Source organism: Acidovorax sp. ACV01, from assembly GCF_014851495.1.
Classification (GTDB): domain Bacteria; phylum Pseudomonadota; class Gammaproteobacteria; order Burkholderiales; family Burkholderiaceae_C; genus Acidovorax; species Acidovorax radicis.
Genome location: NZ_JACUZT010000001.1, coordinates 807,155 through 832,340 on the forward strand (window position 1 = coordinate 807,155; position 25,186 = coordinate 832,340).

At 62.5% G+C, this 25,186-nt stretch carries 24 protein-coding genes; 13 read left to right on the top strand and 11 right to left on the bottom strand.

What is annotated here, in order from left to right:
• Window positions 1-157: 157 nt before the first annotated feature.
• The 9 genes from IB243_RS03695 to IB243_RS03735 all read left to right on the top strand — a co-directional run bounded on the left by IB243_RS03695 (window position 158) and on the right by IB243_RS03735 (window position 10,979).
• Window positions 158-628 (top strand): group II truncated hemoglobin, encoded by a 471-nt coding sequence (locus IB243_RS03695; protein WP_192425024.1) that lies wholly within the window; start codon window positions 158-160, stop codon window positions 626-628.
• A gap of 320 nt (window positions 629-948) precedes the next feature.
• On the top strand, window positions 949-4,533 hold the full coding sequence (locus tag IB243_RS03700) for a hypothetical protein (RefSeq protein WP_192425026.1): 3,585 nt from the start codon (window positions 949-951) through the stop codon (window positions 4,531-4,533).
• Window positions 4,533-5,420 (top strand): UbiA family prenyltransferase, encoded by an 888-nt coding sequence (locus IB243_RS03705; protein ID WP_225584740.1) that lies wholly within the window; start codon window positions 4,533-4,535, stop codon window positions 5,418-5,420. The genes IB243_RS03700 and IB243_RS03705 overlap by 1 nt, the downstream gene beginning before the upstream one ends.
• A 51-nt stretch (window positions 5,421-5,471) precedes the next feature.
• Window positions 5,472-6,206, top strand: coding sequence for a glycosyltransferase family 2 protein (locus IB243_RS03710; RefSeq protein ID WP_370540307.1), 735 nt, complete (start codon window positions 5,472-5,474; stop codon window positions 6,204-6,206).
• Between the two features lie 251 nt (window positions 6,207-6,457).
• Window positions 6,458-6,829: a hypothetical protein gene (locus tag IB243_RS03715; protein WP_192425030.1), complete on the top strand. Its 372-nt coding sequence runs from the start codon at window positions 6,458-6,460 to the stop codon at window positions 6,827-6,829.
• Window positions 6,830-6,933: 104 nt separating this feature from the next.
• The gene (locus tag IB243_RS03720) at window positions 6,934-7,668 is read left to right on the top strand and encodes a response regulator transcription factor (protein ID WP_057271631.1); all 735 of its coding nucleotides are present in this window, start codon (window positions 6,934-6,936) and stop codon (window positions 7,666-7,668) included.
• Window positions 7,665-9,035, top strand: coding sequence for a HAMP domain-containing sensor histidine kinase (locus IB243_RS03725; RefSeq protein WP_192425032.1), 1,371 nt, complete (start codon window positions 7,665-7,667; stop codon window positions 9,033-9,035). The genes IB243_RS03720 and IB243_RS03725 overlap by 4 nt, the downstream gene beginning before the upstream one ends.
• A 118-nt stretch (window positions 9,036-9,153) precedes the next feature.
• Window positions 9,154-10,239, top strand: a complete 1,086-nt coding sequence (locus IB243_RS03730; RefSeq protein WP_192425034.1) for an ABC transporter ATP-binding protein — start codon at window positions 9,154-9,156, stop codon at window positions 10,237-10,239.
• A gap of 50 nt (window positions 10,240-10,289) precedes the next feature.
• Window positions 10,290-10,979, top strand: a complete 690-nt coding sequence (locus IB243_RS03735; RefSeq protein ID WP_192425035.1) for an HAD family hydrolase — start codon at window positions 10,290-10,292, stop codon at window positions 10,977-10,979.
• 35 nt (window positions 10,980-11,014) lie between these two features.
• Here IB243_RS03735 and IB243_RS03740 read toward each other — a convergent pair whose 3' ends face one another.
• Window positions 11,015-11,557, bottom strand: a complete 543-nt coding sequence (locus tag IB243_RS03740) for a DUF1697 domain-containing protein (RefSeq protein ID WP_192425037.1) — start codon at window positions 11,555-11,557, stop codon at window positions 11,015-11,017.
• A 248-nt stretch (window positions 11,558-11,805) separates the two neighbouring features.
• On the opposite strand from IB243_RS03740, the gene IB243_RS03745 reads away from it, so the two are divergent.
• The gene (locus IB243_RS03745; protein ID WP_057224425.1) at window positions 11,806-12,762 is read left to right on the top strand and encodes an AEC family transporter; all 957 of its coding nucleotides are present in this window, start codon (window positions 11,806-11,808) and stop codon (window positions 12,760-12,762) included.
• A 284-nt stretch (window positions 12,763-13,046) separates the two neighbouring features.
• On the opposite strand, the gene IB243_RS03750 is transcribed toward IB243_RS03745, so the two are convergent.
• From IB243_RS03750 to pdxH, 9 genes are all read right to left on the bottom strand, one after another.
• A complete protein-coding gene (locus IB243_RS03750) occupies window positions 13,047-14,123 on the bottom strand; it encodes an alkene reductase (protein ID WP_192425039.1) in 1,077 nt (358 codons plus the stop codon).
• 75 nt (window positions 14,124-14,198) lie between these two features.
• Window positions 14,199-14,999 (bottom strand): SDR family oxidoreductase, encoded by an 801-nt coding sequence (locus tag IB243_RS03755; protein WP_192425041.1) that lies wholly within the window; start codon window positions 14,997-14,999, stop codon window positions 14,199-14,201.
• Between the two features lie 63 nt (window positions 15,000-15,062).
• Window positions 15,063-16,031: an alpha/beta fold hydrolase gene (locus IB243_RS03760; RefSeq protein WP_192425043.1), complete on the bottom strand. Its 969-nt coding sequence runs from the start codon at window positions 16,029-16,031 to the stop codon at window positions 15,063-15,065.
• 51 nt (window positions 16,032-16,082) lie between these two features.
• Complete coding sequence (locus tag IB243_RS03765) at window positions 16,083-16,787, bottom strand: SDR family oxidoreductase (protein ID WP_192425045.1); 705 nt, start codon at window positions 16,785-16,787, stop codon at window positions 16,083-16,085.
• Between the two features lie 77 nt (window positions 16,788-16,864).
• Window positions 16,865-17,866 carry an NADP-dependent oxidoreductase gene (locus IB243_RS03770; protein WP_192425047.1) on the bottom strand — a complete coding sequence of 334 codons (1,002 nt, stop codon included), beginning with the start codon at window positions 17,864-17,866 and terminating at the stop codon, window positions 16,865-16,867.
• 232 nt (window positions 17,867-18,098) lie between these two features.
• The gene (locus tag IB243_RS03775) at window positions 18,099-18,392 is read right to left on the bottom strand and encodes a hypothetical protein (RefSeq protein WP_029412874.1); all 294 of its coding nucleotides are present in this window, start codon (window positions 18,390-18,392) and stop codon (window positions 18,099-18,101) included.
• 303 nt (window positions 18,393-18,695) lie between these two features.
• Complete coding sequence (locus IB243_RS03780; protein ID WP_192425049.1) at window positions 18,696-19,355, bottom strand: TetR/AcrR family transcriptional regulator; 660 nt, start codon at window positions 19,353-19,355, stop codon at window positions 18,696-18,698.
• A 104-nt stretch (window positions 19,356-19,459) separates the two neighbouring features.
• Window positions 19,460-19,855 (bottom strand): VOC family protein, encoded by a 396-nt coding sequence (locus tag IB243_RS03785; RefSeq protein ID WP_057271623.1) that lies wholly within the window; start codon window positions 19,853-19,855, stop codon window positions 19,460-19,462.
• Window positions 19,856-19,895: 40 nt separating this feature from the next.
• Window positions 19,896-20,534, bottom strand: coding sequence for a pyridoxamine 5'-phosphate oxidase (gene pdxH / locus IB243_RS03790; protein ID WP_370540308.1), 639 nt, complete (start codon window positions 20,532-20,534; stop codon window positions 19,896-19,898).
• A 149-nt stretch (window positions 20,535-20,683) separates the two neighbouring features.
• Here pdxH and IB243_RS03795 point away from each other — a divergent pair, with 149 nt between their 5' ends.
• From IB243_RS03795 to IB243_RS03805, 3 genes are all read left to right on the top strand, one after another.
• Entirely contained in the window at window positions 20,684-21,256 is a 573-nt protein-coding gene (locus tag IB243_RS03795; RefSeq protein ID WP_192425053.1) for a TetR/AcrR family transcriptional regulator, read from the top strand.
• Window positions 21,257-21,439: 183 nt separating this feature from the next.
• Window positions 21,440-21,901: a (2Fe-2S)-binding protein gene (locus IB243_RS03800; protein WP_192425055.1), complete on the top strand. Its 462-nt coding sequence runs from the start codon at window positions 21,440-21,442 to the stop codon at window positions 21,899-21,901.
• 15 nt (window positions 21,902-21,916) lie between these two features.
• The gene (locus IB243_RS03805; RefSeq protein ID WP_192425056.1) at window positions 21,917-24,208 is read left to right on the top strand and encodes a xanthine dehydrogenase family protein molybdopterin-binding subunit; all 2,292 of its coding nucleotides are present in this window, start codon (window positions 21,917-21,919) and stop codon (window positions 24,206-24,208) included.
• Between the two features lie 29 nt (window positions 24,209-24,237).
• Here IB243_RS03805 and IB243_RS03810 read toward each other — a convergent pair whose 3' ends face one another.
• Window positions 24,238-25,146 (bottom strand): LysR family transcriptional regulator, encoded by a 909-nt coding sequence (locus IB243_RS03810; protein ID WP_192425057.1) that lies wholly within the window; start codon window positions 25,144-25,146, stop codon window positions 24,238-24,240.
• Window positions 25,147-25,186: the final 40 nt, after the last annotated feature.

The following is a 25,186-nucleotide window of genomic DNA, read 5'->3' on the forward strand; positions in this document are numbered from 1 at the left end:
CTTTTGGCGGAGCTGGTGGCTCGACAGGTGCAAATCATCGAAGCTCGGCGGAGCGATCCCGCCATACCTCGCCCAAAAACGCCATGTTTCGGAGAGGTTGTCCCGGCCTGTTGAGCGATCTCTCCCCGTTCGTCCTCACCACCACCCATTTCCGCACATGACCGATCCACAGATCCCCACCCTCTATGAATGGCTTGGCGGCATGGAGGCACTCACCCGCTTGACCACCCGTTTCTACGAGCGTGTTCACGACGATGCGGTGCTGGCGCCGGTCTTCGCAAACATGGGGGCCGAGCATCCGGCCCATGTGGCGGCATTTCTGGCGGAGGTGCTGGGTGGCCCGGCGGCCTATTCGGCGCACCACGGCGGGCACCCCCACATGATCCAGCAGCACCTGAACCGGCACCTCACGCAGGCGCAGCGGCGGCAATGGGTGGGCCTTCTGCTGGACACGGCAGACGAGTTGGGCATGCCGGAAGACCCGGAGTTCCGGTCCGCGCTGGTGGGCTACCTGGAATGGGGTTCGCGCTTGGCCGTGATCAATTCGCAGCCGGGCGCATCCGTCGACGAGAACGCCCCGATGCCCCGGTGGGGATGGGGCGAAGTCAAAGGGCCCTACACCGGCTGAGCGGCGCGGCCCTGCAGACCGGGTGCGACACAAGGAAGTGCTTTCCCGGGGACGGTTGGCGCAGATCATCGGCCGCTTCGTTCATGTGCCAGCGCCAAATTGCGGGACCGATGGAGTGGGTTTCCCCCACGGGCATGGCCTTTCGCACCCGCTCACTGCATGCTTTCGGAGTATTTGCGCCGATCTTTCGGATAACCACGAGATGATGCGCAGTGAGGTGGCATGTTATATTCATACTGGTAACCATCTGTTTATAAAATCAACAGTGCTGATTGATAATTTTATATTAATGCGAATTGATATAAATATCGCATGAATATATGATTTTCTTCATTTCTTTTTTGTTGATTATATGGCCTTCGCAGCGTTGGGCCTCACGCTTTGCCAGGTCGCCGGCCGACGGTTTCTGGATTTTTATTGCAAGCGTGATGCTTCAGATTGGCGCGCTTGCAAGCCTGACTTCCCTGGTTCACAAATTGAATCCAGCGGCGTGGATGCTGCTTCAAGTGCTTGTTTGTATTGCCACCTTGCAATTCACCAAGAGTATGGGCCGGCCCACGCTTCGTGGTTTTCTGGAGGCGTGGGGAGGGCAGCGCGCAAGGCTGGCAGCATTTTGGATGGGATTGTCACAGTGGGGAGTGATAACACTGGTTGCCATTTGCGCGATCCTCTTCGTGTCGCTGGTGATGCAGGCCGCAGCCCCTATTCAAAATTACGACGACAGGATGTACCACGCCTCACGGGTCATCTACTGGATTCAGCACCAGACGGTATTCCCGTTTGACACGCACAACATCCGGCAGACGATGATTCCCTTTGGCAGTGAGTTGTTTTTTCTGTGGCCGGTGCTGCTGACGAAAGCCGAGGCCGTGGGCCGCCTTGTGTTTTGGCTGGCATTCCCGCTGGCCGCAATGGGCCAATATTACCTATTGCGTGCGTTGAAATTAAGCCAGACGGTTGCTCTGGTGGGTGTGCTGATTTTGATATCCACGCCGCTTGTAGCATTCAGTGCAGCGGGGCTCAAGCCAGAAATCTGGTCCATCGTCACCTTGCTGGGTGTTGCCTATTGGGTGGTTTCCATTTGCACCCAGCCTGACGGATCGAAGCTCCAATATTTTTTCCTGGGGATTTTTACGGTATTGAGCATCAATGTCCGGTCTTTTCCTGTATCGATCATCCCCAGCTTGCTGCTGATTTTGTGGTGGGCACCGGGTCCATTTTCATTCACGGCGCGATTCAAGGCCCTCGCCGCAGGATGGGTGTGTGCGGGTGTTTTGAGTTCGCTGCTCATTCCATTGGCATTCAACACGGCGCTCTACCAGCATCCCCTGGGGCCCCAGGAAGTCCGGCGCGTTGTGCAGGCGGACATCACACCGCAGGTGATTTACACGCACGCCGTTCGTTTTGTATTCTTGCTCCTGGAGTTGCCGGACGTTCCGGCTTCGTCCGAAACACGGTCCCGCATCAGCAGCGCAGCCAACCAATTCATTTATTCCGTGGGCGCAGGTGCCCCCCTGGCGGGTGAAAACAAGGGCTCGTGGCCAGGTAGTTTCGTGTATTCGTTGCCAGAGCACTCCACACGGTTTTCGTTGTGGGGGCTGCTATGGATTCCTGTGTTGCTGATCGCCGCGCCGCTTCTGATTCGCAACGTGGTGACAACTTGGCCACACGTGAGGCTGACTGCGGTTTCAGCACAAACGCTGCTGGCCGTTCCGTTGCTGGGAGCCGTTCTTTTTGGCGCGCGGTGGATGGCCCAGTCTGAAGTGCCTGGGCGATTTCTCATCGGCCCTTATGCATTGCTGCTGCCCATCGGCATTGCCTTGATCGCACCGCACCTTTCGACAAAGAAATTTGCCCAGGCCCTCGTTGCGATGGTGGTCGCCTATTCTGCATACCAACCCATGAGGGCTCTGGCTTACGACGCCGTACAGGCGATTGCAGCACCCGCGTCGGAAAAACTGCGCAGCGAGCCTTTCGAGGAAATTACCGGGTCGATGATGCCGACGGGCTCCCGCATTCTTTTCGTAGGAAACCAGGATGCCCGCGACTATTCACTCTTTTCACCAGAAACAGGTTTTTCCAATGCGGTGATCCCTTGGGGCACGGGGCCTTTTGATCCGGAACGAATGGGCCGGTTGATTGCAGCGGAAAAAGTGACCCACGTCTTGATCCAGAACGACAACCAAGTGTTCTTCGAGTGGTTCCCGACCGTCGATACCCGCGAAATGGTGAACTGGCTGACCGTACAAGCCGGACTGAAGGCCATCCCCCTCAAGACACCCAGCATGCGGTTGTTCGAAGTCAGCGGCACCGCTTTGGTGAACGAGCGGCCCTTCCAGACGGCGGAAGCGCCCCCCGCTGCGCCATTGATCAGGATCGACGACGCCCTCAAAACCAAGGTGGGGATCGACCCAGCCTCACTGGAGACACCGTGGCCCATTGAGAATCTTGGGCGCAGAGAGCATGGGTTCCTGTGGATGGGGCAGGGGCATGCCGAGGGCATCGAGTTCGCGCTGTGGTCCCGGGAAGACCGCGATGTGGACATCCGGTTCGATGTATCCCCGGGCCACGGCCTGACGGCGCCCGACCGCCGGGTCATGGTGCTGCACGGCGGCATCCCTGTGGGTGGTGAACACACCTTCCAGGGGAAGGCGTCCGTCGTGGCCCGCACCCGTCTCCATGCGGGGCGGAACACCCTCAGTTTCTTTGCAACGGATACCGCCACGATCAAGCCGCTGCCCAATGGAGATACCCGGAACCTGGTGATCGGCCTTCACGAGATTCGCATCGAACAGGCGCAAGTTGCGGCAGCGGGCGCGACGCGGTCAACTTCGCCCGACAAAGGGAGGCAAGACCCCAGCCCCACGCGCCACGGTGAGTTGGCGCACAGCGCGCTCAAGGCGGTGGGCCTGATCAGCCGCCGCCAGCAGGTTGAAGGCTACTGGCTGACCTCCTACACCAGCGAAGAGCGCTTTGAAAAGCCGAAGCTGGAGATGAACACCTACGTCACGTCGATGATGGTCGATGTTCTCGGTCCAAAGCTTGGCCCCGCCGGGCTGGGAGGAAGCCTGGAACGGGCACGCACCCATCTGCGCAACCAGATCGAGGCCAACGGACTCGTCCGGTACCACGGCCGGCCTGACGGCGCTGCCATGACCGCACACGGGCTGTGCCCCATCACGCCCGATTCCGACGATACCGCCCTGGTTTGGAGGCTGGCGCCCGGCGCCGATGCACTGCGATCACCCGCCCTGGCGGCGCTGATGCAGTACCGCACCGCCGAAGGTCTGTACAAAACCTGGCTGGGGCAACGCAATGAATACCGGTGCATCGACCCGGGCGCCGACCCGAATCCCACCGACGCGGCCATCCAGATGCATGTGCTGATGTGGCTGGCGCAGGCCGACCCACCGGCGGCCCAGTCGCTGTGCAGCGCACTTCACCACGCCATCGACCAGGACCGCCTCTGGGTTTATTACCGCAGGGCTCCGCTGGTACCCGCCATGCGCCAGGCCGACATGAAAGCCGTTGGCTGTGATGTGCAACTGCCCCCATCGCGTTTGCAAACGGCCGTGCCAGGGCAAGAAATCTGGCTGAACGCGGGCCACATGCTGCAGCGGCTGGAGGAGGGCACCGGCAAGGCGCCCACGTCAGCGGAGGTTCTTGGGTTGTTGCAGGAGCTGTCGAAAAATGACTTCTCGCTGGTCAAGCTGAATCCGCCTTTGCTGTACCACAACGATCTCACCGCCTCGGTACGCAGGTTCTATTGGTCGGAAGACCTGGGGTATGCGATCTGGCTGAAGCTGTATCTGGAAAGCGTGCGCCTGGGCCTTCTGGCCGCCAATGACGGCAACAACAACAGCAACGCAGCCGATGGCGCGCGCACGGTTCGGAAAACACCATGATGGACAGTCCCAAAAGAGCCCGGTGGCTTTTGCGCTTGTTGTCGTGCATTCGATTCGACGAGGTGCTGGTGCTCCAGGGTGCGCCGTTGCTGGGCGCCGTGTTTGCCATGGGCCACTTCACGCACCAGAGCGCGGCGCTGCTGTTGCTGCTGGCCGCTGGAAACGCCTTCCTGGTGGCCCATGTCTTCATGCTCAACGATTGGTCTGGCGTGCACCACGATCTTCGGGACCCGACCCGATCGGCAGGGGTTTTTCTGAATCGTGGTATCCGGCGCAATGAGATCGGGGCGTTGCTGCTCATCCTGCTCTTGCTGAGCCTGATGGCTTTCAGCCAGTTGGGCCGTACAACGCTGGTGATTGGGCTGATGATCGCGGTCGCGAGCGCACTGTATTCCGTCCCCCATGTCTACATGAAGGGCATCCCGCTTGCGAACTCGCTGCTCCATGTGGTCAGTGGGTTGCTGCACTTTTTGCTGGGCTACTCGGTATTTAAAAACCCTGACATGAATGGCCTGCAGATCGGATTATTTTTTGCCACCATATTCAGTGCAGGACACCTGACGCAAGAAGTACGCGACTGCGATGCCGATTTCTGCAACGGCATTCAAACCAATGCCGTGAAATTTGGCAAGAAACAGAGTTTCATTGCCAGCTTCGTGCTTTTCACGCTGGCCGATGCCCTGTTGATCGCGCTGGCCATGAAGGGGACGGTCCCCCAGTTGCTGGCCCTTCTTGTTGCAGCGATCTACCCCGTGCATTTGTATTGGATGCTGCAGGCGCTGCGCGAAGGCCTCACGTTCGAGGCTGTGCGTCGCCTGCAGGCGCGCTATCGCGTGCTTTACGCGGGCATCGGCATCGCCATGGTCGTTTTTGTGATTTTGGCGTGAAAAAATCGCTGCCATTTTTGGCAATGGTCTATTGTTGCCAATGAAAATAACGTGCAAACACAAATAATCTCAAAAATGCAACGCATGCCTTCTTCGACGAAGCTGACGATTGTCATTCCGTGCTTTAACGAGAAAAACACAATTCGGGCCATTGTGGATGCGGTGCGTGCGGCACCTTTTCCGTTGAAAGAAATCATCGTCGTCGATGATTTTTCAACGGATGGAACCAGAGAGATACTTGCGAATGAGTTGGCTGGCAAGATTGACAGGCTTGTCTTTCATGAAACCAATCAAGGCAAGGGGGCTGCACTCAGGTCTGGCATCCAACATGCCACCGGGGATATCGTCATCATTCAGGATGCCGATCTTGAATACAACCCAGATGAATATCCTATTTTAATAGAACCTATTTTATCCAACAGGGCTGATGTAGTATTCAGCTCGCGTTTCATCGGTGGAAGTTGCCACCGCGTTTTGTACTTCTGGCATCGCGTGGGCAATGGGTTCCTGACATTGGCCTCCAACGTATTCACCAATTTGAATCTGACGGACATGGAGTCCTGCTATAAAGCTTTCCGACGCGAAATAATCCAATCCATCCGCATTGAAGAAAACAGATTCGGATTCGAGCCGGAGATCGTGGCCAAAGTCTCGAAATTGCGCTGCCGCATCTATGAGGTGGGAATTTCCTATTTCGGGAGAACCTACGATGAAGGCAAGAAAATCGGATGGAAAGACGGTGTAAGAGCCCTCTACTGCATCGTAAAATACAATATCTTTCGGTGATTGTGTTGATCAACACCGATGATTAATTTTTCATGCCGAATATCTTTGGCGACCTTTCCCCAAACCAGTGTGGCCAAGAATAATTGGTTCGCCCTGCAGTGCAGGATGTCGCGCTGATGGAGGGGTCTGTGGTGGTCGGTGCGCAGAGTGCCAGGATTTCCCCCCACGGGGCTACGCGCCTTGTGCTTTTTGGAGGGCTCCCAGGTTCAGGAAAGTCTCATGCAGCCAGGCGCCTGGAGACTCTGGGCTGGATGCTCTACGACGACTTTCAGGATCAGGCGGCGGGGGATTCTCCCCATTTCAGGGACTCCAGGCACTACACAGGCCTGGTCTCCAAGCTCCGCGCAGGCCATCGGTGCGTGGTCATCGACCTTCGCATGATCCACAACGCCTATCGCAAAGGGGCCGCCACCGCGCTGCTTCGAGATGCCGGGCACATCGCCTCTGAACTCCATCTTTTCGAAAACAACCCCGTGCAATGCGCCCAGAACGTCCGCCATGCGGGTGATGCATTGCGTGAAAGCCTGCGTCTGCGAGAGATCAGCCACTGGACAAAGCGCTTCTCAGCGCCGTCCCATGCGGTGGTGCACCCGGTTTGGCGGCTACCAAATTCGGTGGCGTGACCCGACAGTCTGGCCTCGGCGCACTGCGGCTTTCGACTTGCTTTCATCCCCCCTCGGTAAAAGCACAGTGGCCGGAGCCCGCTCGCAGGCGGCATGATCGCAGCATGAAACTGCTGTTGGTCGAAGACGATTTTGATCTGGCCGGTGCCTTGAGCCGCAGCCTGGTGGCGCGCGGTTTTGAAGTGCTGTGCTGTGCCGACGGCAAAGAGGCCCTGGCGGCGGCGCGGCGCACGGCTTTTGATGTGATCACGCTCGACCTGTCCTTGCCGGGCCTGGATGGTCTGGAGGTGCTGCGGCGCCTGCGCGATGGCGGCAGCACCACGCCCGTGCTGGCGCTGACGGCCCGCGCCGCGGTGACCGACCGTGTGGCGGGGCTGGAGGCGGGGGCCGACGACTATCTGGCCAAACCTTTTGATCTGGACGAGCTGGTGGCGCGCCTGCGGGCGCTCACGCGCCGGGTGGGGCGCGACGGGCAGTTGCGCTGCGGCACGCTGTACCGCGACCCGGCCAGTGGCGTGTTCTACAACGATGCGCTGCCGCTGGAGCTGTCGCAGCGCGAGGCTGAACTGCTGCGGCTCCTGATGTCGCGCATCGACCGGGTGGTCAGCAAGGAAGAGCTGCGCACCCAGGTGTTTGCCAACACGGATGAGCAGGTGCAGGCCGATGCGGTCGAGGTGGTGGTGCACCGGCTGCGCAAGAAACTCGTGGGCACCAATGCCGAAATCGTCACGCTGCGCGGCGTGGGCTACCTGCTGTGCGATGCCGACAGCATGGCCGCGCAAAAAGGGGAGAAAAGCGACAAGGGCGACAAAGCTGAAAAAGGAGGGGCCCCCCGGTGAGCGTGCATTGGAGGCAATGGCACCCGCGCGGCGGCTCGCTGCAACGGCTGCTGCTGGTGTGGCTGCTGGGGCCGCTGTGGGCGCTGGTGGCCCTGATCACCGCCGCGCACGTGGTGCAGCAGGTGCGGCACGGCGCCGCAGCGCAGGACGAAGCCCTGCGCACCGCATTGGCGCACTGGCCAGAGGTCTTGCCTGGTGCATCCGATGAATCCCCCCTGGGGCCGGCCCCAGCGGCGTGGTTTCGCGAAAGCCGCGTGGATGGCGAGCGCCTGGCTGGCAGCGCCGCCTTGCCGCGTGTGCCGCCCACCGAGGCGGCGCAGGGGCAGGGCAGTGTGCATTTCTACCTGGCGCAAGTGGGGGACCAACTGGTGCGGGTGGCGGTCACACTGCACCAGCCGCCTGCGGCAACGGGGGACGGGCAGGGCGCCGGCGAGCCCGTGGTGCGCCAGGTCGCCCGCCCATTGAGCGAACGGGTGCCCAGCGTGTCCCGCCTGCTGGGCGGCGGCGCCGGTTTGCGCACGGTGTACCTGCTGGCACTGGCCATGACCGCCGTGGTGGTGGTGCTGGCACGCACGGCCTCGGGATGGTTGCGGCACGCGGATGTGTCACTGACCCAGCCGGGCGCTGGCAGCCCGGGCCATGGGTATGACGGCCCGTCCGAACTTGCGCCGGCCGTGCAGCATTTTGGCGAGCTGCAGCAAAGCCAGAACCGCTGGATCGAGGAGCAGCGGCGCTTTCTGGCCGATGCCACGCACCAGCTGCGTACCCCCATGGCGGTACTGCGCACACAGCTGCAGTCGGCCATTTCTGGCGACATGCTGGTGGCCGATGCCCTGCACCAGATGCTGCACACGGTGGACCGGGCCTCGGGCCTGGCCAACCAGCTGCTCAGCCTGAGCAAGGTGGAGCAGCTCAAGCGCATGGGCGAGCTGCCCAGCGTGGACCTGAACGCCATTGCGCGCGAGGCCGTGATGGAGCTGGCGCCGCTGATCGCCGCCAAGCGGCTCGACTTTGCGCTGGAAGGCCCCGAACTGTCGGCCCCCGGCGATGCGGCTTTGCTGGGGGAGCTGATGCGCAACCTGCTGGCCAACGCCATCCACCACACGCCCGCGCACGGGCGGCTGGGGGTGCTGCTGCGCAATTGCACCGGCCGGCGGGAGGTGCTCGTGTGGGACGAAGGCCCTGGCATAGACGATGCCGTGCGGCAGCGGTTGTTCCAGCCGTTTTCTGCGGGCAAGGGCGGCGTGGGCCTGGGGCTGTCGATCTGTCGGCAGATCGCGGAGTCGATGGGTGCCGAGGTCACGCTGTTCAACCGCCTTGATGGAGGCCAGGTCATTGGCGTGGACGCGGTGGTGGCGTGGAACTAAGCCCCATTCGCTCACAGAACCCATCCGCAGCCCGCAGCATGCCGCCCCGCATTTCAAGTCCGTTTTTCATCCACCGCTTTTTTACCCTTCCGTGTTTGACGCATTCACCGCGTGCCCCATGACGAACCCCGCTGCTTCCTACGGCATTGAATTCCAGGGCGTGTGCAAGCGCTACGGCGCTTCTGAAAGCGACCCGCTGGTGGTGGACCACATCAGCTTCACGGTGCCGCGTGGCACGCTCACCACCATCCTGGGGCCGTCGGGCTGCGGCAAGACCACCACGTTGCGCATGATTGCCGGGCTCGAATCACCCACGGCGGGCCGCATCTTCATCGACGGCCAGGAGGTCACCACCCTCGGTCCGGCGCAACGCAATGTGAGCTTGGTGTTCCAGAGCTATGCACTGTTTCCGCACATGAATGTGATCGACAACGTGTGCTACGGGCTGCAAACGGCCCCCTTCGATAAAGAGCAGGTGCGCGACAAGGCCCGCGCCATGCTCGACACGGTGGGCCTGCATGGCCTTAACCTGCGCAGGCCCCACGAACTGTCCGGCGGGCAGCAGCAGCGGGTGGCGCTGGCGCGGGCACTGGCGCTGGAACCCGCCGTGCTGCTGTTTGACGAACCGCTGTCCAACCTGGACGCCCGGCTGCGGCGCTCCATGCGCGAGGAAATCCGCGCACTGCAGCAGCGCCTGCGGTTGACCGTGGCCTATGTCACCCACGACCAGAGCGAGGCGCTGGCGGTCAGCGACCAGATTGTGGTGATGAACAAGGGCGCCATCGCCCAGCGCGGCGCGCCCAGTGAGCTGTATGAGCAGCCTGCGTCCGAGTTTGTGGCGGGCTTCATGGGCGAGGCCATGCTGTTCGAGGGCCACAACCACGCGGCAGATACGGCAAACCCGGCAGGCGGCAGCTATGCCCAGCTCGGCCCCTTGCGCGTGCCGTCGCCTGCCGCGCTGGCGCCTGGCCCCGTCAAGATCGCGGTGCGGCCTGAGGCCTGGGTCATCGGGCCTGCCACGTCTACCGGCGTGGCGGCGCGGCTGACCAAACGCACCTACCTGGGCAGCATCATGGAATACACATTTGCCAGCGCGCTGGGCGAGATCTTCGTGGTCTCGCCCCAGGTGCAATTGGAGCTGGATGTGGGGGCCCCCGTGAGCCTGACGCTGGCCGACCACGGTGTCTCCGTGGTCGGCAGGTGAGGCGCAGTGCCATTCATCCATTCTTTTTTTTCTATCTGAGCGCTATCCGCATGCACTACGCCGTTGCGATCTTTGACCTGGACAACTGCCTGCTCGACGCGCGGGCCGTGGGGCCGTTGTTCGAGCCTGCTTTTGAAGCCATACGGCAGGCCAATCGGCACACGCTGACCCCCGCCGTGCTGGAGCAGGCCCTGCACCAATGCTGGTTCACGGCGTTTGACCTGGTGGCGGAGCGCTACCGCTTCACGCCGGCCATGCGCGCGGCGGGCTGGCAGCAGTTCAGCCAGATGCAGGTGCGCGCGCCGCTGCAGGGCTACCCCGACATCGGTCTGCTGCCGCGGATTCCCTTGCGGCGCTACCTGGTCACCAGTGGATTTCGGCGCCTGCAGGACAGCAAGATCGATGCGCTCGGCATCCGGCCGTGGTTTGAACAGGTGCTCATCGACGCTATTGATGACCCCCAGGACAAAGTCGGTGCCCTGCACGGCAAACGGCCCCTCTTCGAGCAGATCCTGGCGCGCGAAGGCTGCACACCGCAGCAGGCCCTGGTGATTGGAGACAACCCTCTGTCCGAACTGGCAGCCGGGCGCGCTCTGCGGGCCACCACCGTGCAAACCGTGCGGCCCGGTGTGCAGCCCTGGGAGCTGGCCGACCACCAGGTGGAAGGGCTGGAAGGCGTGTTGAAGCTGTTGTCGCCGGCCGGCCAGCGGCAGGCGGACGCCTTGCCTGCGCGGACCTGAACGCAGCGGCCATCGCGCAAACGCAGGCCCTGGCCTCAGCCAAATTTGCGGACCAGCCGGGCCACCGTGCCCCAGGTGCGCGTGGTGGCGGGCAGGCCCAGCAGCTGTTCGGCAAACACGTTCGGGTTTCCCGGAGTCTTGCCGGTCAGGTGGCTCAGCGACAGCAGCTCGGCGTCGGTGTAGAGCAGCACCTGGACGTCTCCGCGGGCATTGCAGGTAGGCAGAGCGGGCAATACCTTTGCGTCGTCGTGCAGAAAGGTCACGTAGAAGTCGTAGATGGGCGGCGCCTTGTCCATGCCCACAAACGGATCGCGAGCCATCAGCGTGTGCAGGTAGGCCATGGTCCGCACAAATACGGGTTCGTCAAATCCATGCCCGGTGGCCAACGCCTGCTGCACCGTCCGTGCAATCTTGCGCGCGGGCCGCACGCCGCGCGCGCTGAAGGCGACCGTGCCATTGGTCTGGAACGAGGCGGCTTCATCGGCCCCGGCTTGCACAAATGCGCTTTCCAGCGCGGCACGCGACGGCGCATTGCCATGGCCCAGGTTCAGATTGCGGAAGAAGGCGGCGAACTTCATGGGCGGAAGGAACAGGGCGGTGTTTCAGAATACCTCACAGCGCCACATCGGCTGCCATCGGTGCAAGCGCGAGCGGGTTCTGCTTCCAGTTCGGAGAGGATTGGATTGGATTGAATTGGAAGAAAATAACCCTCCGGCGCTTTATGGTATTGCGTCAATAGCTATTAAAATAATAGCAAATGGAGGCAGTGCTCCGCCAGTCAAGCCACAATAGGGGCCCGCCCATTGTTCGCCTGCCGGTTTGCACCTTGAACTCCGCTGTCTTCACCTCGCTGATCCCCGTCATCCTGTTCATCGCCATCGGCTTTTACGTGGGACGGCGCGGCTGGATCCGGGCGGCGGCGGTGAAGGACCTGGCCAACCTGGTGTTCATGGTGCTCACACCCGCGCTGCTGTTTCGCACCATGAGCACGGTGCACATCCAGGACCTCGACTTCGGCCCTGTGGGCATCTACTTTGTGGCATTTGGCATGGTGTACGCGGCCACGCTGGCACTGCAGGGCTTTAACACGCTGGCAGCGGCGCGGGCGCTGGCCAACACCTTCAGCAACACGCTGATGATCGGCGTGCCGCTGGTGGGCCTGGTGTTTGGCGACGCGGGGCTGGTCACTCTGTTCACGCTGATCTCGGTGCACTCGCTCATCCTGCTGACCGCTGCCACCGTGGTGTTTGAACTGGCCGCCGCACGCGAACATGCAGGCCGCGAGGGCGGGGCGCAGCAGCCCCTGTGGCGGACCGTGCTGCAGGCCATGCGCAACGGCATCGTGCACCCGGTGCCACTTCCCATCATTGCGGGCCTGCTGTTTGCACAGACCGGCCTGGTCGTGCCACAGGTGGTGGACAAACCCTTGCTGCTGCTGGGCCAGGCGCTGGGGCCGATTGCACTGCTGCTTGTGGGGGTGACGCTGGCGTTTACCAAGGTCGGCCACCACTTCAAGGCCGCCCTGCGCATTGCACTCGTCAAATGCGTCCTGCACCCCATCGTGCTGGCCGCACTGGGCTGGGCACTGGGCCTGTCAGGCATGCCGCTGGCGGTCATGATCGTGGCGGCCTCACTGCCGGTGGGGGCCAACGTGTTCCTGTTTGCGCAGCGTTACGCGGTGGCCGAGGATGAAGTGACGGCGAGTGTGGCGGTGTCTACGGCATTGGGGCTGGTGACGATGCCGGTGGTGATCTTGGCAGTGACGCGCTGGGTGGCGAACTGAATTTGAGGGGATGATCTGCACGGCGGTTTTCCGCTGCCCCTTGCCTCCGGGGAAACTCTGCGCATTCAGGCGGTTCATGCTGCCCTCACTTTTGCGGCAGCAGGAGGTCCGTCAGGCGCTGAAACCACAGCAGGCCGCACCAATGCGGCTGGACGCTCCGGTCACCAGCGCCCGTTTCCCGATGTTGCTGGTTGAGCAGGTACCCAAAGCCTTCTCCTTGTCGTGTAGAACGGCCCAGGAATCCCAAGGCCTGCCAGCGCAGTCGGGAACGCTGGATGCGATGCTCAACCTGCGAGCGTCGGATAGTCCGTGTAGCCCTTGGCACCGGGCGTGTAGAACGAGGCGGGGTCGGGTGCGTTCAAAGGCGCGTCTTGGCGCATGCGTTCGACCAGGTCTGGGTTGGCGATGAACGGCCTGCCCATGGCGACCAGGTCTGCGCGGCCCTCGTGCAGAGACTGTTGTGCGCGCGCCTTGTCCTGTCCGCCTGCGAGGATGAAAGGGCCGTCGAACGCAGCCCTCAAATTGGCCTTTAGCTGCGACGGAACCGGCGGGGCACCCATGGCCGAATGGTCCAGAACGTGAACGTACATGAGGCCGAGTGCGGAGAGTTGCTTGGCCAGCGCCAGGTACTGCTCGTCCACGCCCTCGAATGCGCCAGTGCTATTGACCACACCATGGGGCGAAAGGCGGATGCCGACGCGCTCAGCACCGATCTCCTTCACGGCCGCGTGGGCGACCTCCAGCACCAGCCGGTTGCGCCCTTCGGCCGTGCCGCCGTAACCATCGGTGCGGCGGTTGACATTGGCGTTCAGGAATTGCTCCAGCAGATAGCCGTTGGCTGCGTGCAATTCGATGCCGTCGAAGCCAGCCTGGATGGCAAGGCGCGCGGCCGTGGCGTACTCGCCGATCACGTTTTGAATGTCGGCCTCTGTCATGGCGCGCGGCGGCGTGTGTGGCTGGCTGCCTTGCGCATCGGTCCACATTTCGCCAGGGCAGGTTTCGGGCGATGGTCCAAGCACCTCGGCACCTGCCGGCAGGTTGGCCTGATGGGACACCCGGCCGGTGTGCATCAGCTGCACGACGATCTTGCCGCCCTTTGCATGAACCGCATCGGTCACCAACTTCCAACCTTGCACCTGGGCGTCGTTGAACAGCCCCGGTATGCGGGCATAGCCCAAGCCGTTGGGTGACGGCGAGGTTCCTTCCGTGATGATGAGGCCAGCGCTTGCACGCTGGGCGTAGTAGGTGGCCATCAGGCTATTGGCCGTGTTGCTGTCGCTCGCGCGGCTGCGCGTGAGTGGCGACATCACCGTGCGATTGCTGAGCGGGGTGGCACGCAGGGAGAAGGCTTCAAAAAGCATGGGCTGTCCTTGGAAAATGCAAAGAGGGGAAGGGAGAGAGAAGGGGAAAAGCAGCCAGTGGTCAGTTCGCTGGCATCAAGCGATCTGGTAACGAGGGGCGGGCTTTCCAGCTTGGGTGCCCGCAAACAGTGCGGAGCGAGCGGCGTCGTACTTTTCCCACAGACTGGCATCGGCGACGGATGGCCAGGTGATCGTTTCGCCCTGGTCCAGGCCCGCGAGCGCCGCATCGACCATGTGTTCGGTCGTCATCAAGGTCTCCTTGTTGAGGGCAGCCAGCGGGACGCCTGACAGATCCCAGATCTCGGTGGCTGTCGATGCGGGCAGGAGCAACTGAACCTTCACTCCAGTTTCCGCCAGTTCTTGCTGCAGGCCTCTGCTGTATTGCAATACGAAGGCCTTGGTGCCGCTGTAGATGGCGCTGATCGGTAGCGCGTGGACGGCGAGGGCGGATGCGATATTGATGATCAGGCCCTGCTTCCTCGCCACGAAGGCAGGCACCGCAGCTTGCGTCAGGCGCGTCAGTGCCGTGATGTTGAGCGCAATTTGGGACACCACGTCGTTTGCCTTCATCTGGGCGGCCGGTGCCAGGCGCGCAAGACCGGCGTTGTTCACCAGGATTTGCACATCCCCATTGGTGGCCAGAACCGTTTCGATGCGCGCCACATCGTGATCTTGGGTCAGATCGGCCACGATGGGCTCGGCCGTGACGCCGTGCGCCTTCGCGATCTGGGCGCAGAGGGCTTCCAGGCGGTCGGCGCGCCGGGCGACAAGAATGAGGTCGTATCCACGCGCAGCGAGGCGGTCTGCATAGACGGCCCCGATGCCGGAGGAGGCCCCGGTGACAAGGGCGACTTTTTTAGGATGGTGATTTGTCATTGATAGCTTTCCAATTGAATTGATTTGATTTGAGCGTTTGACCAGCGAATGCTTCGATCTGATCTATCGGGCAAGAAATTCGAGCGAGCTGGATACGAAGTCAGCATGGAACTGGAAGACCCCTCCATGACCCGCGTCTGCATAGATGATCAGTTGGCTGTTCGGTAGGCGCCGGGCCAGGTCGTGCGAGTTGATCGTCGGGACCATCCTGTCGTTGTCTCCGTTGGCGACGAGCACCGGCTGTCTGATCCGGGAGAGATCGGCGGGCGCCTTCTTGCCCCAGGCGCTCAGGGCCCGTAACTGAGCCACGTAGGCACTCACCGTGATGTCCTTGTCACGATCGTCTGTGCGCTCCGACAGCCGTTTCAGGAACGCCTTGCCGGCTTCGATGCCGCCCGGCGTGCGGGTGAAGAACAGGAACTGTTTGGGATCTTGGCCCGTGAGAAGGCCTCGCAAAAGATCCAGATTGGCGACCCCCGCAACGGAGCTGATGCCTTCACCACCCGCTGGGCCCGTGCCGGCGAGGATCATCTTGCGAACCAGATCTGGCTCCTTCAAGGCAATCTCCTGGGCAATCATTCCGCCCATCGAGAAACCGAACAGATCGACCTGCTGGTAACCCTTGGCCTTAATGAAGATGATCGCATCGTCGGCCATCTGCTCCACGGTGTTTGATGGCGCGCCGCTGGATGTACCCACCCCCCGGTTGTCGAATGCGATCACGTGGCGCTGTGCGGCCAGCCCGTCCACGACCCGTGGGTCCCAGTTGTCCAAGACCGCAGCCAGATGGACCAGCAGAATCAGAGGTATCCCGCCGTGGTGCTTGCCCAGTTCACGGTAGGCAAAGTCAACCCCGCCCGCCGAGATGGTCTGCGTGGGAACCTTGACCCAGGTCGGCCGCTCTTGGCTTGCGACTGGCACGGCACGGCTTGTGCCATCGGGCGCAGCCTGTTGGGCATGCGATGGGGTGGAGGCAAAAGGGGCGGCCAGCGCAAGCAGCGTGGCTGCCGCTTTTTTCAGCAGAGGAGTCATGGGAGGGCTTTCGCTAGGCCAAAGACACAAAGGCGGGGTATCGGGGCATGCTCAGCCCAGTGGGTGGAGGTAGCTCGGCCTGGCTGCCGTCATGCCGTTTTTGACCAGCATGGTGAGTTCGTCCGCAAGGACTTCATCGAGACCTGCTTCGAGGCCATCCAGCGCGCGCTGTACGATTTTTTCAGGGCTCGACTTGGGCACGTCGAAGCCCCGGGTGAGGTCGGTGTCCACGTACGCCATGTGCAGGCCGAGCACCTGGGTTTTCTGGGCCAGCAACTCGTTGCGCAGGGCATTGGTGAGTGACCAGGCGGCAGATTTGCTGGCGGAATAGGCGGCCAGCTCTCCGCCGTTCACCCAGGAGGCAACGGACAGCACATTCAGCAGGGCGCCGCCGCCATTGCTCTTCAGGATCGGCGCAAAGGCCTTGCTCATACGCAGCACGGAGAAGAAATTGGTCTCGAAGATGCGGCGTGCGACCTCTTCGCTGTCGTCAGCGAGAAATCCCCCTGGCTGGGCGATGCCCGCGTTGTTGATGAGCAAGGTCACGTCTCCGGCCTGAGCGACGGCATTGGCGATTTCCTCGGGCTTGGTCACGTCGAGCCTCAGCGCATGCACACCGGGCAGGCTGATGGACGCGGGGTCTCGGGCAGCGGCATAGACTTTGCGCGCGCCACGGTTCAAGAGTTCACGTGCAAAGGCCAGGCCGATGCCACGATTGGCGCCCGTGACGAGGGCGACAGCGTTTTCGATCTTCATAAAAAGCTCCAGTCGATAGATTCAGAATTTCGTGGTTCAGGGCTGAAACGGCCTTGCCATGTCTGCCCCTTGTGTTGCTAACGGACCTTGATGACGACCTTGCCTTTGGCACGGCCTGACTCAACGTACGCAAGCGCGTCATTGGTGGAATCGAAGGAAAAAACCCGATCCACCACGGGCCGGATCACCCCAGCCTCCACCAGGCGCGTGACCTCGCGCAGTTGACTCCCGTTGGCCCTCATGAAGAGGAACGAAAAGCTGACTTGCCGGGCCAATGCCCTGCGCCTGACGCCAGCGCTCAGCAGCCGCACGACCAGCTTCACGAACCAGGGGGCCTTGATCTCCCTTGCAAAATCTGGATCGGGGGGGCCGGAGATGGAAATGAGCTTTCCACCGGCCTTGAGCACGCGCAGGGATTTTTCGAGGGTCTTGCCATCCTGGCTGTTCAGCACCACGTCGTAGTCGTGCAAGACCTCCTCGAAGTCCTGCGTCTTGTAGTCCGCGATGACGTCGGCCCCGAGGCCCTTCACCAGTGCGACATTTGCCGTGCTGGTGGTCGTGGCAACAGTGGCCCCGAGATGTTTGGCCAACTGGATGGCAAAGGTCCCCACGCCACCCGAGCCCGCCTGGATGAAGACCTTCTGGCCTTTCCTGAGCTTGGCCTTCTCGACCAGCGCCTGCCAGGCCGTCAGCGCCACCAAGGGAAGGGAGGCCGCTTCCTCCATGGTGATGTTCTTTGGTTTGAGCGCCAAGGAAGCCTCTTTCACTGGGACGAATTCGGCGAACGTCCCGATGCGAAAGTCATCCGGTCGCGCATAGACCTCGTCACCCACCTTGAACTGCCTCACGCCTGGGCCAACCTTGGTGATCACCCCGGCGACGTCGTGGCCGAGCACGAGCGGCAATTGGTAAGGCAGGATGAGTTTGAACTCTCCACTGCGGATCTTCGAGTCCAGAAGATTCACGCCAGCAGCGTGGATCTGGACCAAGGCTTCGTCATCGCGCAGTTCCGGGGTTGGCAGCTCCGCCAATCTGAGAGCCGCTTTTTTGCCGTAGCGATCAAGAACAAATGCTTTCATGGTTTTCCTTACTCCTGGCGTACCCAGGTCTGTGAACGGCCCAACACAGGAACGCCTGGAACCCCGCGCACGCTGCGCTTCTTGTCCGGACTCACGGCGGTGTCATCGCCACGATCAGTGCCAACGGGAACGCATGCAAGTGCCGCAGCCAAGTGTTGGAGCGGTTTAGTCGCAAAAATATGATGTTTATCATATTTAAATCCGAGCAAGAAAGCGCGATCCCGCAGCCGAATTAGCGTGCGCCAATTTCGCCAGAGGAGATCTGGCCAGTACGGACGGCGTCGGCAGCCTGCGCCTGGACGGCGGCTCGGTCTGCTGTTGACTTGTAGGACTCAGCTTTGGAACCGGAGGGGATCTGGCTTCGGGTCGCTGGCACCTGAGAGGCCTCGGCAGCTACCTCGGCACGGGTGCGGTTGGTTTCAAACTTGGTTGCAAATTGCGAAGGGTCCAATTCAGCTGCTTGGGCTGCGGCCGAGGCGAGCGTTGCAACAACGGCTGCGGAGAGAAAGCGAGAGAAGGTGTTCATGGTGGATATCTCCAAGGAAATGAGGCTCACGTGCCTCGAAAAATGCAGGGTGTCAGGCCTTGCGGCGAGTCACCTTGCGGGATTTGTGGTGAAAGGGGTGTAGGTCGTTGCAATCAATCGGTCGGTCCTTTGAAGGTTAGCTTTCGACAGTTAAAATGATGATCATCATATTTACACCTCAAAAAAAGTCCGAGTTTCCTTTCGGTCAAGCTCACGTTTGCTTGACTGGCTGAAAGCCTTTTTGGTTCCATTTTACGGTAGTAAATATGATTGTTATCATAATTAAAAGCCCAAAAAAGGAAGTCATTTTTGCGACTCTTCGGCATTGGAACGGGCGTACTTGAAGGCTGCTTTGCAAAGCCTTTCAGCCAGCGATGGGTCGTCCACTGCGCGGGCCAGGGAGACGGCACCTACCATGGTGGCCACCAGAAAAAGTGCCCGTTCATGAGCGTCTGGAGATCCCCAGCCGGGTAACTGCCGCGCGACCACATCGACCATCTCTTTCATCCGCCGGGTGGCAGCCCGCCGCACCTCAGGGGCTTGCCGGGACAGTTCCGAGCTCAACGCCGCCATGGGGCACCCAGATTCTGGATTGTTGATGTGCTCTTCCGACAAATAGCCGCCCAGCATGGCCTCCAGCGCCTGATCTGCAGGGGCTGCCGCCGCTGCCGCCTCGGCGAGGCCTACGGTTTCCGCGCCCGCTCTGTCCGCGGCCTCCGCGAGCATCGCATCCCGAGAAGGGAAGTGGGAATAGAAGCCGCCATGCGTGAGGCCTGCGTCCTTCATGATGTCCGCCACTCCCGCTCCGCTGAATCCATTGCGCCGGATGGCGCGTGCAGCAGCCGCCACGATGCGCTCATGGCTCAGTTCTTTGCGAGAGGGGACAGCGTTTTTCACACCGCAACTATAACAGAAATTATTACGATCATCATATTTTCTGAGCCTTGTTCGTCCACGGATCATTCTTGGGAACGACTGTGGTGTCCAGGCCCCAACGCTCCGGACTGCTGGGTCGAGAGATTTCGTGGCGGCGAGATAGTCAAAAAAACGCCGGGGGCGCCTTCGGCTCAGGCGTCTACGGCCCCATGGAAGGCCACACAGAGTTTGTTCCCGTCGGGATCTCGGAAGTACGCGCCGTAGTAGTTGGCGTGGTACTCCGGCCGCAGGCCTGGTGGCCCGTCGCAATGGCCACCGTGCGCCAAGGCCGCAGCGTGCACGGCATCCACCTGCGCACGGCTGCTGGCGGCAAAGGCCGTCATTGGGCCATTGCCCGGCGCATGCTCACCTTCAAAAGGGCGGCCGATAAGGAAGAGGGGGCGCGGGTCGGGGCTGCTTTGCCAGCCGGCCCAAGGACGGGATGGGTCCACAAAACGCTGCGCGATACCCAGGGCTGCCATGACTGGCCGGTAGAACGCCATGGCGCGATCAAAATCCGTCACGCCCACAAAGATGTGCGAAAACATGCTGCTCCTCGTCCGTGCTTGAGCCACCGGGGGTGAAAGCTCAGGGCGCCAGCCGCTCCCGCACCCACTCGCCGCCGTCCATCCGGTACCGCAGCCGGTCATGCAACCGGCTCTTGCGCCCTTGCCAGAATTCCCACTGATCAGGCTTCAGGCGATACCCGCCCCAATGCGGTGGGCGGGGTGGCTTGAGCAAAAACTGCGCGCCGTACTTGGCCGCATTGGCCACCAGCACGCCCCGCCCGGAGATCACCTGGCTTTGCGGGCTGGCCCAGGCGCCGATGCGGGAGTCCAGCGGGCGGCTGGCAAAGTACTCGTCGCTCTCTTCATCGCTGACCTTTTCCACAACGCCTTCGATGCGCACCACACGTTCCAGCTCCACCCAGTGGAACTGCAGGGCCGCGTAGGGGTTGCCCGCGATCTGGCGGCCCTTGCGGCTGTCGTAGTTGGTGAACCAGACGATGCCACGCTCGTCATAACCCTTGATCAGCACGATGCGGGTACTGGGGCGCAGGTCGCTGCCCACGGTGGCCAGGGTCATGGCATTGGGCTCGGGCACTTCGGCGCTGATGGCTTCTTTGAGCCACTGGTCAAACTGCTGCAGGGGGGCGGCGTGCGAGGCGTCTTCGTTGAGTTCGGCGCGCTCATAGCTCTTGCGAAGGTCGGCGATGGAGGTGGTCATGGGCCGATTGTGCATGCGGGGGCAGGGCGCTTGCCAGCAAGGGTGGGCACGCTGCAAAGAGCATGACGGCTAGGCGGGATCGGGGTAACGTGGGGTCTTCGATGACCCCGGTTGTCACCGAATAACTATTCGCTTATATTGCTGCATCGATGAAACCCAAAGACGACGAAAAACAGCGCGCCATTGCCCAGGCCACCTTCGAGCTGGTGGCCCAGACAGGCCTGAGCGGCCTGACCCTGGCCGACATCGCCCGCGCGGCGGGCATTGCCACCAGCACGCTGTATGTGTATTACCCGTCCAAGGATGAACTCATCAGCCAGCTCTACCAGGATGCCAAGACGGTCACGGCCGCCCGCATCATGGAAGGCATCGCGCCCGGCATGCCCTACCGCGCCCGCGTGCGGCGTGCTTGGGGCAACCTGCTGCGGCACCGGCTGGACCAATATGCCGAAGTGGTGTTCCAGGAGCAGTACTACAACTCGCCCTGGTTCACCGAGGGCAACCGCGAATTCTCGACCCGCCTGATGGCCGGTTTTTTTGCGCTCATGGAAGAGGGCCAGCAGCAAGAAATATTGAAGGCCGTGCCGATACCGCTGCTCACCGCCAGCCTGGTGGGGTCGGTGCGCGAGACGGGCAACCTGATCCGCACCAAGGTGCTGCCCGACGAAGACGCCGTGCACCAGATGGCTTTTGGCCTGTGCTGGGACGCCTTGAAGGCCTGAGCGGGAGACAGCGATGCTTTTTTGCCGCCCGGGGTTGATCTTTTAATCGAATTTATATTCTCTTAAAAATGCCACGCACCACGCTCCAACCCCTTCATGGCCGATGGCGTCGCTGACGCCGCCCCCCTGTCTCCTTGACCGCGCCCGCAACACAACAACACCTTCCCCACGGAGAACCCCGCGATGCCCACCCTCAACATCAATGGCAAAGACACGGCTGTGGATGCCGATGAATCCACCCCCATCCTCTGGGCCCTGCGCGACACGCTGGGCATGACCGGCACCAAGTTCGGTTGCGGCCAGGCCTTGTGCGGGGCCTGCACGGTGCACCTGAACGGCGCGCCGGTGCGCTCGTGCATCACGCCGATCTCGGCCGCTGCGGGGCAGAAGATCACCACCATCGAGGCCGTCACGGCCAGCGACAAGGTGGGCAAGGCCGTGCACGCCGCCTGGGTGAAACACGACGTGGCGCAATGCGGCTACTGCCAGAGCGGCCAGATCATGAGCGCCACCGCCTTGCTCAAGGGCAAGAAGAAGCCGAGCGACGCCGACATCGACGCCGCCATGTCGGGCAATGTGTGCCGCTGCGGCACCTATGTGCGCATTCGCGCGGCCATCCATGACGCTGCCAAGACCCTGGCTTGATTGAAGGAGAACACCATGCACTTCGACGCACAGGCCCTGCAGGGCCAGGCCCATGTTTTCATGCCAAAACACCTTCTGGCGCTTATGGATAAAGCGCAAGCAGCTACCAATTCAGGAGTAAACGATGCAATGGAAGGCATCGGAGGTCTCGCACGGCGCACCTTCCTCAAGGTGTCGGCGGCTTCGGGCTTTGCCCTGGGCGCGTTTCCGCTGGTGGCTGCCGCGCAGGGGGCCGCAGCAGCAGCCCCCGCAGGCCTCAAGCCGTTCGAGCAGCCCTCGGCCTTTGTCCGCATCGACGCCGATGGCACGGTCACCGTCACCATCAACCGCCTGGACTTTGGCCAGGGCGTGCAGACCGGCCTGCCCATGATCCTGGCCGAGGAGCTGGACGCCGACTGGAGCAAGGTGCGCAGCGTGCACGGCGATGCCAACCAGGCCTATGCCGACCCGATGATGGGCATGCACCTCACGGGCGGCTCCAACTCCATCAAGAACTCGTACACCCAGTACCGCGAACTGGGTGCCCGCACCCGGGCCATGCTGGTCTCGGCCGCTGCCGCGCAGTGGGGCGTGGATGCGTCGGCACTGCGCACCAGCAACGGCTTCGTCGTCGGCCCCGGGGGCAAGAAGCTGGGCTACGGTGCGCTGGCCGAAGCGGCCATGAAACAGCCGGTGCCCGAAAAGGTCACCTTGAAGGACCCGAAGCAGTTCCGTCTTATCGGCAAGCCCACTGGGCGGCTGGACGCCAAGGCCAAGTCGAGCGGCCAGCAAGACTATGGCATTGACGTGCGCTTGCCTGGCATGCTGACGGCCGTGGTGGCGCGCCCGCCGGTGTTTGGCGCCAAGCTGAAGTCGCTGGACGACAGCGCCGCCAAAGCCATCAAGGGCGTGAAAGCCGTGCTGCGCGTGCCCACCGACCGGGGTGGCGAAGGTGTGGCCATCGTGGCCGATGGTTACTGGCCCGCCAAGCAAGGGCGCGATGCGCTGAAGGTGGAATGGGACACCAGCGCGGTCGGCAAGCCCGACACCACGGCGCTGCTGGCGCAGTACCGCGAGCTGGCCACCAAGCCCGGCAACGTGGCCATGCAAGCCGACATGGCGCCGCTGGCGAGCGCTGCCCACAAGATCAGTGCCGAATTCGTGTTCCCGTACCTGGCGCACGCGCCCATGGAGCCGCTCAACTGCACCGTGAAGCTGGATGGTGACAAGGCCGAGCTGTGGATGGGCACGCAGATGCCCGGCCTGGACGCCATGGCCGCCGCCAAGACGCTGGGCCTGCAGCCGCAGAACATCAAGGTCCACACTCAGATGGCCGGTGGTGGCTTTGGCCGCCGCGCCATTCCCACCAGCGACTATGTGGTGGAAGCCTGCGGCGTGGCCAAGGCGGCGCGCACGGCGGGCATCACCGCCCCGGTGCGCACCCTGTGGAGCCGCGAGGACGACATCAAGGGCGGCTACTACCGCCCCATGCACGTGCACCGCGCCGAGATCGGGTTCGACGCACAGGGCAAGATCCTGGCGTGGGACCACACCATCGTCGGCCAGTCCATCACCAAGGGTTCGCCGTTCGAGGCTTTCATGGTCAAGAACGGCATCGACGCCACGACCACCGAGGGCATGGGCGAGCCGTACAACGTGCCCATGAAGCTGTCGGTGCACCACCCCGACGTGAACGTGCCGGTGCTGTGGTGGCGCAGCGTGGGCTCCACCCACACGGCCTACGCCATGGAAACCCTCATCGACGAAGTGGCGCGCACCACCAAGCAAGACCCCGTGGCCTACCGCATGGCCCTGATGGGCGACAAGCACCCGCGCCACAAGGCCGCGCTGCAGCTGGCCGTGGCCCAGTCGGGCTATGGCAAGAAGAAGCTGGCCGCTGGCCGCGCCTGGGGCGTGGCGGTGCATGAGTCGTTTGAATCGGTGGTGGCCTATGTGGTCGAGGCGTCCGTCAAAGACGGCACGCCCAAGCTGCACAGCATCACGGCCGGTGTGCACTGCAACCTGGTGGTCAACCCCAAAAGCGTGGAAGCCCAGGTGCAGGGCGCGGCGCTGATGGGCCTGTCGATGTGCCTGCCCGGCGGCGCTATCACGCTCAAGGACGGTGTGGTGGAGCAAAGCAACTTTGGCGACTTCGCCGTGCCGCGCATCACCGACATGCCGCAGGTGACGGTGCACATCGTGCCCAGTGCCGACCCACCCAAAGGCATGGGTGAGCCCGGCCTGCCACCGCTGGCACCGGCTTTTGCCAATGCCATCGCCCAGCTCACGGGCAAAACACCGCGCGAGCTGCCGTTCAAGCTGGCTTGAGTGCGGCGCGCACCCGGGGGGAGGGCGCTTCACCCCCCGGGCGCTGCTGATGCTGTGGCCGTCTTGACCAGCGCCAGAAACGCCCGCAGCGTGGCCGTGGGCTGTCTGCGGCTGGGGTAGTACAGGTAGAAGCCCGGGATGGGCGGGCACCAATCGTCCAGCACGCTCACCAGTGCGCCGCGGGCCAGGGCTTCGCGCGCGTAGGGTTCGTACAGGTACGCAAAACCCACGCCCGCCAAGGCCGCCTGCAGGATGAGCGGCATGTCGCCCACGGTCAGGCGCCCTTGCACATCGACGGCAATCTTCTCGCCGGCTTTTTCAAACTCCCACGCATAACGCGCCCCGCTCGGAAAGCGGATGCGCACGCAGGGCATCTGCAGCAGATCGTGCGGGGTGTGCGGCATGCCCACGCGCTCCAGCAGGGCGGGTGCGGCCACCACCATCAGCCGCTGCGGTGGCCCCAACGGCAGGGCCACCATGTCCTGCTGCAGGCGTTCGCCATAGCGCACTCCTGCGTCAAAGCCGCTCTCTACGATATCGACCAGCCCGTCGTCCAGCACCAGCTCGACCTCGGCCTGCGGGTGCTGCGCCAGAAACTGCGCAATCAGCGGCCCCAGCACCAGGTCACCCGCGGAGCGCGGCGCGTTGATGCGCAGCTGGCCCTGCGGGGTGTCGCGAAACGCGTTGATGTCGTCGATGGCCGCAGCAATATCCTGCAGGGCAGGCCCCACGCGGTCCAGCAACTGGCGCCCCGCTGGGGTCAGCGCCACGCTGCGCGTGGTGCGGCTGAACATGCGCACGCCCACCCGTTCTTCCAGCGAACGCACGGCATGGCTGATGGCCGAAGCCGACAGGCCCAGGTCCTGCGCGGCGGCCCGAAAGCTCAGGTGGCGGGCGATGGTGCTCAGGAGTTTGAGATCGGCGAGGTCCAGGCTCATTGGTGAAATTCATTCATTGATATGTGCATTTTCAGGCTAT